Raw genomic sequence first — 15,839 nt, 5'->3', positions numbered from 1 at the left:
CCTGATAGGAACACGCCTTAAAAATTCAGGCAAACAACAAATGACAATGAATGACAAGCCCAAGCGGCCTGGGCCAAAACCCTTTACCCGCGACACCAAGACGAAGCCGGCGATGAAACGCGACGACGCCAAGCCGATGAAGGCCGCGCCCACCAGGGTGGCAGCCGAGACCGAAGGCGGCGATGGAAAGGCCGAGCGCATTTCCAAGGTGATGGCGCGCGCCGGCGTGGCGTCGCGCCGCGACATCGAGCGCATGATCATGGACGGCCGCGTGCGGCTGAACGGCGTGCTGCTGGACAGCCCGGTCGTCAACGTGACGCTCGCCGACAAGATCGAAGTGGATGGCATGCCGATCCGCGGCATCGAGCGCACGCGCCTCTGGCTCTACCACAAGCCGGCCGGCCTGGTGACCACCAATGCCGATCCGGAAGGGCGCCCGACCGTTTTCGACAATCTGCCGGAAGAATTGCCGCGCGTCATGTCGATCGGCCGCCTCGACATCAACACCGAAGGCCTGTTGCTGCTGACCAACGACGGCGGCCTTGCCCGCGTGCTGGAACTGCCGACCACCGGCTGGCTGCGCCGCTACCGCGTGCGCGCTCATGGCGAGATCGATCAGGACGCGCTCGACAAGCTGAAGGAAGGCATCGCCGTCGACGGCGTGCTCTATGGCTCGATCGAAGCGACGCTCGACCGCACGCAGGGCTCCAACGTCTGGATCACCATGGGCCTGCGCGAAGGCAAGAACCGCGAAATCAAGAACGTGCTCGGCGCGCTCGGTCTCGAGGTCAACCGCCTGATCCGTATTTCCTATGGCCCGTTCCAGCTCGGCGACCTGCCGGAAGGCCGGGTGCTGGAAGTGCGCGGCCGCACGCTGCGCGATCAGCTTGGTCCGCGCCTGGTCGAAGACGCCAAGGCGAATTTCGATGCGCCGCTGTATAACGCCGCGACGCCTGCCGGCGAGGATGAGGCTGAGGCCAAGCCGGAGCGTGCCGCGAAAGAGGAACGCCCGAGGCGTGACCGCGAGCGTCCCGAGGACAAGCGCGAACGTGCCTTGGGCCGTCTGGACACCAAGCGCGACGATCGTCGTGACGAAGGACGTCGCGACGGCGGCCACAAGGAAGACGACCGTCCGAAGCGCCCGCCGCTCGGCGCGCGCCGCAACGCCAATGTCTGGATGGCGCCTGGCGCCCGCCCGCTCGGCGAGAAGGCTGCCGCAAAAGCCGCCAAGAATACCAGAACTGCCGCCAAGCGCGGTGAGCCCGAGCGCCCGCAGCGCAGCGGCTTCGACCGCCCCGATGAAGGCCCGCGCGTTCGCGTCAACCGCGTCGCCGAGGCGGATGGAGAATGGATCCGCTCGAGCGAGGAAGCCCCGCGCACGGGACGTGGCGATGACGACGGTTTCGACCGCAAGCGCTCCGACCGTCCCCGTGGCGACCGCCCTCAAGGCGACCGTCCTTTCGGCGGCAAGCCCCGTGGTGATCGCCCCTACGGTGACAAGCCCCGTGGAGATAAAGCGTTTGGCGATCGTCCTCGCGGTGAGCGTAGCGCACGGCCCGAGGGCGGCGACCGCTCCCGTGCGAAATCATTCCAGGGCGAAGCACGCTCGGAACGTCCTCGTGGCGATCGTCCGTTCGGTGATAAGCCGCGCGGTGACCGCCCTTATGGCGACAAACCCCGCAGCGACCGTCCGTATGGTGACAAGCCCCGTGGCGATCGAGCCTTTGGTGACCGTCGGCCGCGCGCCGAGGGTGACGAGCGTCCGCGCGCCCGGTCTTTCGATGGCGAACAGCGCGCCGAGCGTCCTCGCGGCGATCGCCCATTCGGTGATCGTCCGCCGCGTGGAGACCGCCCGCAGGGTGAACGGCCCGCCGGTGATCGGCCGGCCGGCAAGTCTTTCGGCAAGAAGCCGGGCGGCGGCAAGTCCTTTGGTGGCGGCAAGCCGGGTGGAAAGCCCGGCGGTGCACGCGGCTTCTCCGGCAAGCCCGGTGGCGCTGGACGTCCGTCCGGTGGCCCTAACCGGAGTGGCCCGAGCCGTGGTGGCCCCAGCAGGGGCGGCCCGAAGGGCGGAAAGGGTTAACGCGCGGTGCGGATCGTCGGCGGTGAGTTTCGCGGTCGGTCGCTTGCGGTTCCAAAGTCGAACGATATTCGTCCGACGGCGGACCGCACGCGCGAGAGCCTGTTCAATATTCTGACCCATGCCTATCCCGAGGCGCTCGATAGCACGCGGATGATGGATATTTTTGCCGGCACGGGTGCCGTCGGCCTGGAGGCCGCCTCGCGCGGCTGCCGTCATGTCCTCTTCGTCGAAAGCAGCGTCGAGGGCCGTGGCCTGCTCTGGGAAAACATCGATGCGCTCGGCCTGCATGGCCGCACGCGCATGATGCGGCGTGACGCGACCGATCTCGGCAGCGTCGGTAACCTAGAGCCTTTCGATTTTCTCTTCGCCGATCCGCCCTATGGCAAGGGTCTCGGCGAGAAGGCCTTTGCGGCTGCCGCTGCGGGCCGCTGGCTGGTGCCGGGCGCGCTGGCGATTCTCGAGGAACGCGCCGACGTCGCGGTAACCGTTGCGCCGGATTTCCTCTTCCTCGAAGAGCGGACCTTCGGCGACAGCAAGATGCATTTCTTCCGTTATCAGCCCCGGCAAGCCTAGCGGCGGAGGGAGACGAGCATGGGCGATTATGCTGATTTTGTCGGGAGCGACCATACGCTCGCGACATCAAGCACGCCGAGCGTCGCGGTCGCCTTCGGCTGCGGCGGCGCGCGTGGTCTTGCCCATATCCACATCATCGAGGCGCTGGACGAATTCGGCATTCGCCCGGTTGCGATTGCCGGCGCCTCCATCGGCTCGATCATGGGCGCGGCGATGGCGGCCGGCATGAGCGGCGCGGAAATCCGCGATTATACGCTCGCAACCGTCGGCAATCGCCCGGCCGTGCTCAACAAGATCTGGAGCCTCAGGCCGGCGAGTGTTCGTAAATTCCGGTTCGGTCAATTCAATCTCGAACGCATCCTGCGTGCCTTCATGCCGCCGGCCTTTCCGGAGGATTTCTCCGAGCTGCATATCCCGCTGAAGGTGGTTACGACGGACTATTACGACCAGACTGAAGTGGTGACCGAAAAGGGCGAGCTCTTCCCAGTGTTGGCCGCCTCCGCCGCCATTCCCGCCGTCTTCATGCCGGTCAAGGTGGGTGAACGGGTGATGATCGACGGCGGCATCATGAACCCGGTTCCCTACGAACATCTCGCCGGTCTTGCCGATATCATCATCGGCATCGACGTCGTCGGCGGACCGGAAGGCGACGGCACCCAGTTTCCGAACCGCATCGAGAGCCTGTTCGGCGCCGGCCAGCTGACCATGCAGTCCAACATCGCCCTCAAGCTGCGGCTGCTAGCGCCACAAATCTTCCTGCGGCCCTCCGTCGGCCGCACCGGCGTGCTCGATTTCCTGAAGGCCCGCGAGATCCTCGCCATGTCGGCGGGTGTCAAGGACGAACTGAAGTTCGCCCTTGACCGGGTGATTACGGCGAAGAATTAGAGCAATTCCAGGAAAAGTGTGCTGCGGTTTTCCGTCCGGAATTGCATCAAAATAAAGAGCTAGAGCGTTTCTGCGCTTCCGTGAAGCGTTGAAACGTTCTAGGCCCGTTCCGGCTCTTCCTCCGGCAATGCCGAGAGATCGTCGTCGTCGCTGAAGACGTCGGCGGCACGCTTGGGTTTGACCAGCGGTTCCGGCTTGACCGGCCGTGAATAGAGCATGTCGCGCCCGGCTTGCAGCCCTTCGCTTGCCTGCAGCACCAGCCGCTGTTCGTCACGCTTGCGGATATCCTCGCCGATCTCAAAGGCTTCGGCTTCGCTGACGCCGAGGGCTTCCAGTGTGCGGCGGCCGAAGAGCAGGCCGGATTCCAGCGTTTCGCGCAACTCGTAGTCGACGCCCTTGTTGCGCAGCTCGATCGAATGAATGCGGTCGTAGGAGCGGACGAAGAGGCGTGCGTGCGGATAGTCCGTTTGCACCAGTTCGACGATCTTGTCGGTGATCTCGCGGTGATGCGTGCTGACGACGACGATCTTGGCGTGGTCGATGCCGGCCGAGCGCAGCACATCCTTGCGGGTGCCGTCGCCGAAATAGATGCGGAAGCCGAAGTTGGAGGCCTGACGGATGCGGTCGGCGGAAAAGTCGATGACGGTGACGTCGCGACCGCCGGCCAGTAGGATCTGCGCGGCGATCTGGCCGAAACGCGAGAAGCCGATCATCAGCACGTCGGAGCCCGCGCCCTCGAAATCCTCGTCCAGCTCCTCACGGGTATCACCGGTCAGCAGCCGCTTGGAAAGCGCCGAGCCGAGCGGTGTCAGCGCCATGGAGAGCGTGACGATCGCGATCAGCATTGAGGCGGTGCTAGCCGAGAATAGGCCGCCGCTGGCGCTGGCCGTGCTGAACAACACGAAGCCGAATTCACCGCCTTGGGGTAGCAGGCAAGCGATGCGGATGGCATCATTGTGCGAGGAGCCGGTCACGCGGCAGAGCACGTAAATGACCACGCCCTTGATGACCATCAGGACCGGCACGGCGAGCACGATCAGCACCCAGTTCTCGGCAATGACATCCAGTTTCAGCGACAGGCCGACGGCGATGAAGAAGATGGCGAGCAGGATACCGCGGAAGGGCTCGATATCCGCCTCCAGCTCGTGGCGATAGGAGGATTCGGCCAGCATTACCCCTGAGAGAAAGGCGCCCATCGCCATCGAGAGGCCGGCGAGCTGCATCAAGGTCGCCGAACCCATGACGACCAAAAGGGCGGCGGCGATCATCGCCTCGCGCGCGCCGGTGCGGGCGATGATCTGGAACAGCGGCGTCAGCAGGTAACGCCCGGCAATGATCATCGCCGCGACAGCGCCGACCGCAATGGCAAGATCCGGTATCGGATTGGTCGCTTCCTTTGGCCCGTCGAGAACGGTGACGAGGGCAAGCAGCGGCACGATTGCCAGATCCTGCAGCAAGAGCATGGAGAAGGAGCGCTGGCCGTATTTCGTGTTGACGTCACCCTCCTGTTCGAGGATCTGCATGGCGAATGCCGTCGACGACAGCGCCAGGCCGAAGCCGACGATGATGCTGCCGCGCCAGCCGGTGATATTGGCGAGATAGGCGGCGAGCGTCAGCGCCAGTCCGCTGAGCACCACCTGCGCGGTGCCGAGGCCGAAAATGTCGCGCCGCATCTGCCACAGGCGCGAGGGCTTCAGTTCCAGGCCGATGATGAAGAGCAGGAAGACGACGCCAAGCTCCGCCACCGCCAGCACGGCTTCGCTGTCCCCGATGCCGTGCAGCACCGGGCCGATGACGACGCCGGCGGCGAGATAGCCGAGCACGGTGCCAAGCCCCAATTTCTTGAAGATCGGCGCGGTGACGACGGCGCCTCCGAGCAGCATAAGGGTTTCGGTGAAGAGGGCATTGGGCGCGGACATCGTCTGTTTCTTTCTGTGGGGCAGTCGGTGTTGTAGCGCATGATCGTCAGAAACAACCATGCGTGACGACATTCGGACAAGAATCGGCTTGGCCGCCCTTGTAGCTTTATGTAGTGCACAATAAATGGAACGCGAAGGAAAGGCCAAATCATGTCCTCAGAAATCGATTCCGCCACTCTGCTTTCCCGCGCCAGCCAGTTGATCGACCTCGCCCGGAAAGCCGGGGCGGATGCGGCCGATGCCGTCGTCGTGCGCTCGCGCTCGCAATCCGTCAGCGTTCGTCTCGGCAAGGTCGAGGGCACCGAATCCTCCGAAAGCGATGATTTTTCGCTGCGGGTCTTCGTTGGCAATCGCGTCGCCAGCGTCTCGGCCAATCCCGGCTTCGACCTGCAGGCACTGGCCGAGCGCGCCGTCACCATGGCGAAGGTCTCGCCGGAAGATCCCTTCGCCTGCCTCGCTGACGAAGCCGATCTCGCCAAGAGCTATCCAGATCTCGACCTCTTCGATCCGACCGAGGTTTCGTCGGCCGAGCTGCGTGAAGCGGCCCTTGAGATGGAAGAGGCGGCGCTTGCCGTTCCCGGCGTCAGCAACTCGTCCGGCTCAGGCGCATCCGCCGGCATGGGCGGCATGGTGCTTGTCACCTCGCATGGTTTTGCCGGTCACTACATGGGCTCGCGCTTCAGCCGCTCCGTCAGCGTCATTGCCGGCGAAGGCACCGGCATGGAGCGCGACTATGACTTCGACAGCCGCCTCTATTTCGCCGATCTGGATGCCTCCGCGGACATCGGCCGCCGCGCTGGCGAGCGGGTGGTCAAGCGCGTCAATCCGCGCCAGGTGCCGACCGGCAAGGACGTGACCGTTGTTTTCGATCCGCGCGTGGCGCGTGGTTTCGTCGGCCATATCGCTGGCGCGATCAACGGCGCGTCCGTCGCCCGCAAGAGCAGCTTCCTGCGCGACAAGATGGGCCAGCAGGTGCTGAAAGCCGGCCTGTCGATCACCGACGATCCGCTGATTGTGCGCGGCTCTGCCTCGCGTCCCTTCGATGGCGAAGGCGTTACCGGCAAGCGGCTGGTGATGATCGAGGACGGTGTGCTGAAGCAATGGTTCCTGTCCACCTCGACGGCGCGCGAGATCGGCGGTCTCAAGACCAACGGTCGCGGCGCGCGCGGTGGCACCTCGGTTTCTCCGTCTTCCACCAATCTGGCGCTGGAGCCCGGCGATATCTCGCCGGGAGATTTGATCCGCGATGTCGGCAATGGTTTCTACGTTACCGAGCTGATCGGGCAGGGCGTCAACATGCTCACCGGTGAGTATAGCCGCGGCGCCACCGGCTTCTGGATCGAGAACGGTGAATTGACTTTCGCGGTTTCGGAGGTGACGATCGCCTCCAACCTCAAGGACATGTTCATGCGCGTGACGCAGGCAAACGATATCGACCGCGATTTCAGCGTTGCCGCGCCGACACTCGCCATTGAGGGCATGACGCTGGCCGGGCGTTGACGATGATCCAGAAACGCGCGCAGCGGTTTTCGGACAGGATCATGGCCAGCACATAGCCAGCCGGAGATTGGAATCTGGGAATGAACGATAGCCGAAAGGGTGACGCTCTTGATGACCTGGACCTGATCGTCGAGGCGGCGCGTCAGGCCGGCGAAGTCGCCCTCGGCTTCTTTCGCCAATCTCCCGAGGTCTGGTGGAAGAACGAAGGGCGATCGCCCGTCAGCGCCGCCGATTTTGCCGCCAACGAGACACTGGCTTCCATACTGCGTCCGGCGCGCCCCGGTTACGGCTGGCTTTCGGAAGAGACCGATGACGACGCCGAACGGCTGTCGCATGAGACTGTTTTCGTCATCGATCCGATCGACGGCACGCGCGGCTTCCTGTCGGGGCTCGATCTGTGGTGCGTCAGCGTCGCCGTCGTCACCAATGGGCGCCCGACCGCGGGCGTGCTCTACGCACCGGCGCTGAACGAATTGTTCGTCGCAACCACAGACGGTCCGGCGCTGAAGAATGGCGAGCCGATCGCGGTCTCCGACCGAATGGGGCAGGACGTCCATAGGCTGGCGACCGCCGAGGACGCGCTTCACGGACTAAGCCCGGATTTTCGCAAGACGATCGAGCGGGTGAAGCATGTGCCTTCGCTTGCCTATCGCCTTGCCATGGTCGCCGACGGTCGGCTCGAAGGAACGATCGTCAAGCGCAACTCCCACGATTGGGATCTCGCCGCCGCCGATCTCATCCTGGAACGGGCGGGCGGGGCTCTGGTCGACCTTTCCGGAAAACCGCTCAATTACAATCGCGCCGATGTCACCCACGGCGAACTCTGCGGCGCACCGGCTGTCCACTTGCCGGAGCTTTTGCGCCAGCTTGCCCACAGACGAGACGGTTGACGTTTGGGTCAAAATCCCGCAGAGGAAGTGCGGAGGGGGACGACAGCAGAAAGAGACGAAAATGACTGTTACCAGCGATAAAAAACAGCTCCTGCACCTCGTATTCGGCGGGGAATTGGAGAATCTCGAAGAAGTACAGTTCCGCAATCTGAACGAGCTCGACATTGTCGGCATGTATCCCGACTATGCGACCGCGCTGACGGCCTGGAAGTCGAAGGCGCAGCAGACCGTCGACAACGCTCACATGCGTTATTTCATCGTCCATCTGCATCGTTTGCTTGATCCGGACAAGGCATCCTGAAGCCGCGTTTCGCTCCATTTTATATTTGATATTGCCGTCCGGAGGGGCGTTGTCGCTTTCAATCCGGTTATCACGCGGTATTTTTGACGCAATCGAAACCAAGAATCGGCCGATCTTTCGGCCGTTGAACAGTTGGGATTTGGCATCGATGACGATCAGCTTGGATCGGAGGCAGTCGAGATGAGCAGCCTCAGGGCGCGCCTCGCTTTGGGTGCCTACCGCTTTGGCGGCATTGCGATCTATCCTCTGATCGGACCTTATCTCGCGTTCCGTGCCGCCAAGGGCAAGGAAGACAGCTCCCGTCGGCTGGAGCGGTCCGGCTATGCCAGTGCCAACCGCCCACAGGGGCCGCTGGTCTGGTTCCATGCGGCAAGCGTCGGCGAGACCTCGGCTGTCGTTCCCTTGATCCGCGAAATCCGCCGCCGCGATATTCACGTCATTTTGACCACGGGAACGATAACGTCGGCCAAGGTGACGCAGGAACGTCTCGGCGACGAGGTCATCCACCAATATGTGCCGCTGGATCTGAAGCCGGCCGTCAGTCGCTTCCTCGAATATTGGCAGCCCGATTGCGCCATCTTCGCAGAATCCGAAATCTGGCCGGCAACCGTGCTCGAGCTCGAGCGCAGGCGCATTCCGCAGATCCTCGTCAATGCTCGCATATCGGATCGCTCCTTTGCCCGCTGGAGCGGACATCCGTCGCTCTCCGAGGCGATGTTCGAAAAGCTTGCACTGGTCGTTGCCCAATCCGATCTCGATGCCGAACGCTTCCGCGATCTCGGCGCGCTGCAGGTGATCAAGTCGGGCAATCTCAAGGTGGATACCGACGCGCCGCCCTATGATGCGCCGACACTCGCCCGCTACATGAAGCAGATCGGCACCCGCAAGACCTGGGCGGCGGTCTCGACCTTCGAGGGCGAGGAGCATGCCGCGGCCGTCGTCCACAAGACGCTGACGGAACATGACGGCCAGCTGACCATCATCGTGCCACGCCATCCCGAGCGCTGCGACGCGATCGAGGCGATGCTCGTCGAGCAGGGGCTGAAGGTCGCCCGCCGCACCCGCAACGATGTGCTATCGCCGGATGTCGATGTTTTCCTTGGCGACACGATCGGCGAGATGGGCCTTTATCTGCGCATGACTGACGTCGCCTTCATGGGCAAGTCGCTGCTGAACGAAGGCGGGCAGAACCCGCTGGAGCCGGCCATGCTCGGCTGCGCTATCCTGACCGGCGGTCATGTCCAGAATTTCCGCGACGCCTATCAATTGCTCGCCCGCCGTGGCAGCGCCCGCATGGTCCGCGACACCGAGATGCTGGCGCGGGGCGTCCACTATCTTTTGACCAACGACGCGGCGCGGCGCGGCATGATCGATGCCGGCTTCATCGCGGTGCATGAGATGCGCGGAGCGCTGGCCGCGACCATCAAGGGGCTGGAGCCCTACATCAATCCGCTGACCGTAAAGGCGCGGCTGATGCCGAAGACAATGGCGCAGGGGTAAGAGGGGAGCATTCCATGGGAGCGGTGAAGCTGGAGGCGATCGCGGGCATTCTGTTCGACAAGGACGGCACGCTACTGGATTATGACGCGAGCTGGCTGCCGGTCAATCGCGAGCTTGCCAGCATTGCCGCTCAAGGTGATGCGGCGCTCGCCGATCATCTGCTTTCGGCCTGCGGCATGGATCCGGTTACCGGCCATATCGTGCCGGACAGCCTGCTTGCCGCCGGCAATACCCGCCAGATTTCCGAGGGGCTCGTCGCGGCCGGCTCCAAGGTGGGTGTGACGGAGCTGACGGAAAAGCTCGATGCACTCTTTTCCCATGCCGCCGATTTCTCCTCGCCGGTCACCGATCTCGCCGCCTTCTTCCGCCGCCTGCACGAGCGGGGCTACAAGCTCGGCGTTGCCTCCAGCGACAATGAGCGTTCGATCCGCCAGACGGCCCGCCGCTTCGGCTTCCTGGATTACGTCGACTATATCGCCGGCTACGACAGCGGTTTCGGCACCAAGCCGGAGCCGGGCATGGTGCTTGGCTTCGCGAAAGCGACCGGCCTTGCCCCTGCGCAGATTGCCGTCGTCGGCGACAATAATCATGATCTGCATATGGGGCACAATGCCGGAGTGGGCCTGAAGGTCGGCGTGTTGACCGGCACCGGTTCGCGTGAATCGCTGGCTGCGGCATCCGATTATTGCCTGAACGACATCACCGAGCTGGAAAGCCTGTTGCCGGCCGCCCAGCCGGCGTGAGTTCGGCGAGGCTTGCTTTTTCATCTGATCTGCCCTTTCTTGCCGCCTTGCTGAGATCGTATGGGGCAACAGCCTACGCGAGACGGGATTAGAGCATGGTATCGGAAGCACCGCCGTTCTGGTGGCGGAAGCCGGATTGGCGGGCCTGGGGGCTTTCGCCCTTTTCCTTCCTGTACGGCCGCGTGGCCGGCCATCGCATGGTGCATGGCCGCCGCGCTTCCGTTCCGGTGCCGGTTATCTGCGTCGGCAATTTTACTGTTGGAGGCGCCGGCAAGACGCCGACGGCGCTGGCGCTCGCTCATGCTGCCAAGGCCAAGGGATTGAAGCCCGGCTTCCTCAGCCGCGGCTATGGTGGCTCGCTCGATGTGACGACCGTAGTCGATCCCAACGATCATCACGCGACCGCCGTCGGCGACGAACCGCTGCTGCTTGCCCGCGAGGCGCTGACGGTGATCGCGCGCCGCCGTGCCGATGGCGCGGAGCGGCTGGTGCGCGAAGGCGCCGATCTGATCATCATGGATGACGGTTTCCAGAGCGCTCAGCTCGCCATCGACTATGCCTTGGTCGTCATCGATGCCACGCGAGGTATCGGCAACGGGCATCTTGTTCCCGGCGGTCCGGTGCGCGCGCCGCTGCGGACGCAACTGGGCTACACCTCGGCGCTGCTGAAAGTCGGTGACGGCAATGCCGCCGACCGGATCGTGCGCCTTGCGGCTAGAGCCGGGAAGCCATTCTTCTCCGCCTCGATCAAGACGCTGGGACAGGAAGATCTGCGCGGGCGCAAGGTGCTCGCTTTCGCCGGCATCGCCGATCCCACCAAATTCTTCCGTACGGTCGAATCGCTGGGCGCCAGTATCGCGGTTCGCCGCACTTTCGGCGATCACGAGCATCTGGAAGAGGATGAGATCGCCGATATTCTCGATATTGCAGCCCGGGATGGTCTGGAGATCGTCACCACCTCCAAGGACTATGTCCGCCTGATCGGCCATCACGGCCGCGCCGACGAACTCTTGGCACGCTGCCGCGTCATCGAAATCGACATGATCTTCGATGACCCTCATGCACCGGAGCTGATCATCGACCGGGCGATCGCAGCGGCACGGGAACGCCGCCTGCGGGAAGGTTGGACCGGAAAAACCCTGCTCCCCAGCGGGGAGAAGTAGAGACTACCGCTTCTGGTTCGGAAGCACGCCGGCGCGTTTGTCGGCTTCAAGCGAGGACATCACGTCGGCATAGGGCTCCTGCCGAGCGACGCTCCAATAGCGTAGCTCATCGAGCGCGATATGGCGGCCGGTCATGGCGCAAACGACATAGGAGCCCGGCATGAGGATCTGGAAATCGCCGTCGAGATAGCGAACCTTCGCCTCGCGGTTTCCATGTCCCTCAAAAAGATTCATCTGCTGCCATCCTCAATATTAGCCACTTGTTTGCCATAACGCGCCAGGCCGGACTTTTCCAGCTCTTTTGACGATGTCGACGCTCAGCTTCGTCCGAACAGCCGTTCGATGTCCGAGAGTTTCAGCTCAATATAGGTGGGCCGGCCGTGATTGCACTGGCCCGAGCCTGGCGTTGCCTCCATCTGGCGCAAGAGGGCGTTCATCTCCTCCGGCCGTAGCCGCCGGCCGGAGCGCACCGAGCCGTGGCAGGCCATGGTGGCGGCGACATATTCGAGCTTGGCGGCAAGGCCGGAGGCCGTATCCCACTCGGCGATCTCGTCGGCCAACTGCCGGATCAGCCCTTGCGCATCCACCTCGCCGAGCATGGCCGGCGTTTCACGCACGGCAATCGCGCCGGGGCCGAAGCGCTCGACGGCAAGCCCGAGCTCACCCAGCTCATCGGCAAACACCATCAGCCGGTCGCAATCCTCTTCCGGCAGGTCGACAATCTCGGGGATCAGCAGCACCTGCGAAGACAGGCGCTTGGAATGTAGCGCCTTGCGCATCTCCTCGAACACCAGCCGCTCATGAGCCGCGTGCTGGTCGACGATAACGAGGCCGTCATCGGTCTGCGCGACGATATAGTTCTCATGCAGTTGCGCGCGGGCAGCACCCAGAGGAAAGCGTGCCGGCTCCTCGGCATGCACCGGCTCGACGGATGGTGTGCTCTCAGCGCGGGCAGTCGGCATGGTCAAGCCGTCAAAGGCGGCTTGCGGCCGTTCCCTAAAGCCATAGCCGTTGGCTGCGGGCTGATAGGGCCGCGATGGCGAAGCTTCGGGCGTCCAGGGCGTGCTCGGGGCGGTGGGCCGCCATCCCGGCTGGAAGCCGGGGCTGAAGGCGCGCAACATGCCGTCGGCGCCTGTCGTCGCGGCACGGTCGCCCTCGCGCGCCAAAGCCTCGCGGATGGCGCCGACGATCAGGCCGCGCACCAGGCCGGGATCGCGGAAGCGAACATCGGATTTCGCCGGATGCACGTTGACGTCGAGGAGGGCAGGGTCGAGCGTGATGGACAAAACGGCGATGGGATAGCGCCCGGACGGTATGGTCTCGGCATAGGCGCCGCGGATCGCCGAGAGGATCAGCTTATCCTGCACCGGCCGGCCGTTGACGAAGGCATATTGGTGCGCCGAGTTGCCGCGATTGAAGGTCGGAACGCCGGCAAAGCCGGTGAGGCGCACATCCTCACGCTCGGCATCGAGCTCGATCGCATTGTCCTTGAAGTCCTTTCCGAGCACCTGCGCCATGCGGGCGAGACGGTCGTCGCCGGTTGCCGGAAATTCCAGCGTCGAACGGTCGCTGCCGGAGAGCACGAAGCGCACCTGCGGAAAGGCGATCGCCATGCGCTTGACGACTTCGGTGATCGCCGCTGCCTCGGCCTTCTCCGTCTTCAGGAATTTCAGCCGTGCCGGGGTCGCGAAGAACAGGTCGCGCACCTCGACGATCGTGCCCGGATTGGCTGCCGCCGGGCGCAGATGCAGCACCTTGCCACCCGCCACTGCGATCTCGGCGCCGCCGGCGGTGCCGACCCTGCGGCTGGCGATAGACAGCCGCGCCACCGAGCCGATGGAGGGCAGGGCCTCGCCACGGAAACCGAGCGTGCGGATATCGTCCAGCGTGTCGAAAATCTTCGAGGTGCAATGCCGCTTGATGGCAAGCTCGAGATCCGCCTGCTCCATGCCGGAGCCGTTGTCGCTAACCCTCAGCAGCGCCTTGCCGCCCCCGGCCGTTGCGATTTCGATGCGGGTCGCGCCGGCATCGAGCGCATTTTCGATCAGTTCCTTGGCAGCACTCGCCGGCCGCTCGATGACTTCGCCGGCGGCGATCTGGTTGATCAGGGTTTCCGAGAGTTGTTTGATGGTCATCTTTGTATTTTCGTGGATTCGCGGCGAACTGGAAAGAGAAAACGCTCTTTGCCTTTCCTCATCCACCCGATTCAGCTCGAGGGGCTTTGTTCACAAATTTAATCAATGATTAAGGGAAAGATGACAGGTTGCCCTTGGAAAACTTGAAATGATTGCAGGTGGCGCGCTTTTTGCTCGCATACGGCTCTTGGCGGCAGGTTGGTGGCCGTCATCTCTTCATGAGCCGGCTTCCGCCTGTTTCAAGCACCCATGCCAGCATGATGTCTCCACAAATTGATCTCGAGAGCTATCGCGGCTCTTAAGCTTTGGTGTGCCGTAATCGGATAGATGTAGGAAGCGGACGAATGACTGCCGAGATTGGCAAGGCAGCCTTTGCAGTGATGACTGAAGATGTGCCGTCGGACGGCAATCTGCAGGCGGCGCTGTTCGATGCCGTCTGCGATGGGCTTTCCAGCGCTGTCCTCGTCTATGACAAGAACGACCTCTTGCTGTTTGCCAGCCGCCAGGTCCTGAATTTCTTCCCGATCCCGCCGCAATTCCTGCAACCGTCGACACGGCTGCGGGACTATCTCGGCGCGGTTTTCGATACCGGCGTGCGCCATCCGGACGGCCAGGCGAAATCGACGGTGACGCGCGACGATTGGATTTCGCAGCGCATTGCCTCCCATTGGCGCGAGCGGTTCGAGACGACGGAACGCCTCGGTGCGGATCGTTGGGTTCGCTTCGTCAAGCGCCGGCTGCCATCGGGGTTCGGCGTCTGCATTCTCTCCGATATTTCCGAGGTGAAGAAACGCGAGGAGCAGTGGCGCATCGATATGGAGCGCGTGCAGCTCACCGAGGATATTCTCGATAACCTGCCGTTTCCGCTCTTCGTCAAGGACTGCAACATGGTCTATGTCGCGGTCAACAAGGCGTTCAGCGACAAATATCAGACCACGCCGGAGGAGGTGCTGGGCCGTAAGGGCGCCGATCTCTTCTCCACCGACCTTGCCAACCGCTTCGAGGAAAGCGACCGGCACGTCATCGAGACCGGCGAAATGTCGATCACGCGCCAGCGGCAGATCTCCCGTGATGGCATCGAGCGCGATGTGGTCACGCGAAAGCATCGTATCGGCAAGCCCGGCCGCTATTTCCTCATTGCCACCATGCAGGACCTGCCGAAGGATGGAGCCGATTTCGACGAATTCGCGCTCGCTAGGGAGATCAAGGAGAATGGCGATCGCTCCTACCGGCGCGCCTATGTGCCGATGGCGGCGCTTCAGACTATATCGCGCCGCCCTCCGGCCATGGAGACCTTCGTTCCCGAAAATTTTTCCGGCCGCAAGATCCTGGTAGTGACCAGCGATCTCGCCGCCGAAACGGCGGCGCTGAAGATGCTTGCCAAATACGGCTTCGACACCTGCTCGGTCCACAATGAAAACGAGGAGGCGGCGTTCCTGGATGTTGCGAGTTCCCTTGGGGTCAAGATCGATCTGGTGATCGTTGACAACCAGCTCGGCAATCGCGGCGTCGAACTGGCGGAGCGGCAGAGTATCCCGGCGCTGTCGCTGGACGGCTCGCAGCTCGCCTCCGAACTCACCTTCCTGATTGCGCGGCACTTCAACCGCAATATCCGCCGCAAGCCGGGCGAGAGCGCCGAAGGCGGGGTGGAGGAGTGGCAGATCGCGATGGGCGGCGAAGAGCACGGTTTGCAGATCCTGGTCGCTGAAGACAACGACATCAACCAGATCGTCTTCTCGCAGATCCTGGAGGGGCTCGGTTACCGCTACATGATCGCCCCGAGCGGCGATGAGGCCGTGCGGCTCTGGAACGAGCATCGCCCGGAGCTGGTCCTGATGGATATTTCCCTGCCGGGTCTCAATGGTTTTGAGGCGGCGCGGCTGATCCGCCGCAGCGACAAGGAAAGCGGATCGCATACGCCGATCATCGGCGTACTGACCCAGGCTTTCGAGCGTGACCGCAAGGAATGCGCCGATGCCGGCATGGACGATGTCATCCTGAAGCCCGTCAGCCCGGATATTCTTGAAACAGTATTTCAGAAATACATGCGTGGCAGCCGTAAAGTTCAGGCCAGGCAAGTCTCATAACTGCCAGCCCTGATGCACAGATATCGCCCGTATGGAATGACCGAAGTCTTGCCATCCTTTGTT

The 15,839-nt window shown here is 63.2% G+C and carries 13 protein-coding genes; 10 read left to right on the top strand and 3 right to left on the bottom strand.

Features of this window, described 5'->3' with window-relative positions:
- The first annotated feature begins 40 nt into the window (after nt 1–40).
- From AC1RO0_RS30075 to AC1RO0_RS30065, 3 genes are read left to right on the top strand one after another with little or no spacing between them, the layout of a single operon-like run.
- Complete coding sequence (locus AC1RO0_RS30075) at nt 41–2,080, top strand: pseudouridine synthase (protein ID WP_498596184.1); 2,040 nt, start codon at nt 41–43, stop codon at nt 2,078–2,080.
- Nucleotides 2,081–2,086: 6 nt separating this feature from the next.
- The gene (gene rsmD, locus AC1RO0_RS30070; protein WP_498596183.1) at nt 2,087–2,653 is read left to right on the top strand and encodes a 16S rRNA (guanine(966)-N(2))-methyltransferase RsmD; all 567 of its coding nucleotides are present in this window, start codon (nt 2,087–2,089) and stop codon (nt 2,651–2,653) included.
- Between the two features lie 18 nt (nt 2,654–2,671).
- The gene (locus AC1RO0_RS30065) at nt 2,672–3,538 is read left to right on the top strand and encodes a patatin-like phospholipase family protein (protein ID WP_498596182.1); all 867 of its coding nucleotides are present in this window, start codon (nt 2,672–2,674) and stop codon (nt 3,536–3,538) included.
- A 98-nt stretch (nt 3,539–3,636) separates the two neighbouring features.
- Here the strand turns inward: AC1RO0_RS30065 and AC1RO0_RS30060 are convergent, their stop codons facing one another.
- Nucleotides 3,637–5,457, bottom strand: a complete 1,821-nt coding sequence (locus AC1RO0_RS30060; protein WP_498596181.1) for a monovalent cation:proton antiporter-2 (CPA2) family protein — start codon at nt 5,455–5,457, stop codon at nt 3,637–3,639.
- Nucleotides 5,458–5,607: 150 nt separating this feature from the next.
- Between AC1RO0_RS30060 and AC1RO0_RS30055 the strand changes: the two genes are divergently transcribed.
- From AC1RO0_RS30055 to lpxK, 6 genes are all read left to right on the top strand, one after another.
- Complete coding sequence (locus AC1RO0_RS30055) at nt 5,608–6,957, top strand: TldD/PmbA family protein (RefSeq protein ID WP_498596180.1); 1,350 nt, start codon at nt 5,608–5,610, stop codon at nt 6,955–6,957.
- Nucleotides 6,958–7,037: 80 nt separating this feature from the next.
- Complete coding sequence (locus AC1RO0_RS30050; protein WP_498596179.1) at nt 7,038–7,847, top strand: 3'(2'),5'-bisphosphate nucleotidase CysQ; 810 nt, start codon at nt 7,038–7,040, stop codon at nt 7,845–7,847.
- 61 nt (nt 7,848–7,908) lie between these two features.
- Entirely contained in the window at nt 7,909–8,148 is a 240-nt protein-coding gene (locus AC1RO0_RS30045; protein WP_007699772.1) for a DUF4170 domain-containing protein, read from the top strand.
- A gap of 180 nt (nt 8,149–8,328) precedes the next feature.
- Nucleotides 8,329–9,648: a lipid IV(A) 3-deoxy-D-manno-octulosonic acid transferase gene (gene waaA / locus AC1RO0_RS30040; protein ID WP_498596178.1), complete on the top strand. Its 1,320-nt coding sequence runs from the start codon at nt 8,329–8,331 to the stop codon at nt 9,646–9,648.
- A 14-nt stretch (nt 9,649–9,662) separates the two neighbouring features.
- A complete protein-coding gene (locus AC1RO0_RS30035) occupies nt 9,663–10,391 on the top strand; it encodes an HAD family hydrolase (RefSeq protein WP_498596177.1) in 729 nt (242 codons plus the stop codon).
- Between the two features lie 95 nt (nt 10,392–10,486).
- Nucleotides 10,487–11,554 carry a tetraacyldisaccharide 4'-kinase gene (gene lpxK / locus AC1RO0_RS30030; protein ID WP_498596176.1) on the top strand — a complete coding sequence of 356 codons (1,068 nt, stop codon included), beginning with the start codon at nt 10,487–10,489 and terminating at the stop codon, nt 11,552–11,554.
- 3 nt (nt 11,555–11,557) lie between these two features.
- Here lpxK and AC1RO0_RS30025 read toward each other — a convergent pair whose 3' ends face one another.
- Together AC1RO0_RS30025 and mutL are read right to left on the bottom strand one after the other, a co-directional pair.
- The gene (locus AC1RO0_RS30025; protein WP_047463639.1) at nt 11,558–11,788 is read right to left on the bottom strand and encodes a DUF2093 domain-containing protein; all 231 of its coding nucleotides are present in this window, start codon (nt 11,786–11,788) and stop codon (nt 11,558–11,560) included.
- Nucleotides 11,789–11,871: 83 nt separating this feature from the next.
- On the bottom strand, nt 11,872–13,689 hold the full coding sequence (gene mutL, locus AC1RO0_RS30020; RefSeq protein ID WP_498596175.1) for a DNA mismatch repair endonuclease MutL: 1,818 nt from the start codon (nt 13,687–13,689) through the stop codon (nt 11,872–11,874).
- 344 nt (nt 13,690–14,033) lie between these two features.
- Between mutL and AC1RO0_RS30015 the strand changes: the two genes are divergently transcribed.
- Entirely contained in the window at nt 14,034–15,776 is a 1,743-nt protein-coding gene (locus AC1RO0_RS30015) for a response regulator (RefSeq protein WP_498596174.1), read from the top strand.
- Nucleotides 15,777–15,839: the final 63 nt, after the last annotated feature.

It is taken from the genome of Rhizobium sp. GW821-FHT14E12, assembly GCF_058803745.1.
Note: the sequence above shows the minus strand (reverse complement) of the source record. Positions and strands in the feature narration are given on the sequence as shown.

Excerpts from the sequence above, each read along its gene's own strand:
- AC1RO0_RS30075 (WP_498596184.1), top strand. The coding sequence starts at position 41 with ATGACAATGAATGACAAGCCCAAGCGGCCTGGGCCAAAACCCTTTACC.
- AC1RO0_RS30065 (WP_498596182.1), top strand. The coding sequence starts at position 2,672 with ATGGGCGATTATGCTGATTTTGTCGGGAGCGACCATACGCTCGCGACA.
- AC1RO0_RS30060 (WP_498596181.1), bottom strand. The coding sequence starts at position 5,457 with ATGTCCGCGCCCAATGCCCTCTTCACCGAAACCCTTATGCTGCTCGGA.
- AC1RO0_RS30055 (WP_498596180.1), top strand. The coding sequence starts at position 5,608 with ATGTCCTCAGAAATCGATTCCGCCACTCTGCTTTCCCGCGCCAGCCAG.
- AC1RO0_RS30050 (WP_498596179.1), top strand. The coding sequence starts at position 7,038 with ATGAACGATAGCCGAAAGGGTGACGCTCTTGATGACCTGGACCTGATC.
- AC1RO0_RS30045 (WP_007699772.1), top strand. The coding sequence starts at position 7,909 with ATGACTGTTACCAGCGATAAAAAACAGCTCCTGCACCTCGTATTCGGC.
- waaA (WP_498596178.1), top strand. The coding sequence starts at position 8,329 with ATGAGCAGCCTCAGGGCGCGCCTCGCTTTGGGTGCCTACCGCTTTGGC.
- AC1RO0_RS30035 (WP_498596177.1), top strand. The coding sequence starts at position 9,663 with ATGGGAGCGGTGAAGCTGGAGGCGATCGCGGGCATTCTGTTCGACAAG.
- lpxK (WP_498596176.1), top strand. The coding sequence starts at position 10,487 with ATGGTATCGGAAGCACCGCCGTTCTGGTGGCGGAAGCCGGATTGGCGG.
- AC1RO0_RS30025 (WP_047463639.1), bottom strand. The coding sequence starts at position 11,788 with ATGAATCTTTTTGAGGGACATGGAAACCGCGAGGCGAAGGTTCGCTAT.
- mutL (WP_498596175.1), bottom strand. The coding sequence starts at position 13,689 with ATGACCATCAAACAACTCTCGGAAACCCTGATCAACCAGATCGCCGCC.
- AC1RO0_RS30015 (WP_498596174.1), top strand. The coding sequence starts at position 14,034 with ATGACTGCCGAGATTGGCAAGGCAGCCTTTGCAGTGATGACTGAAGAT.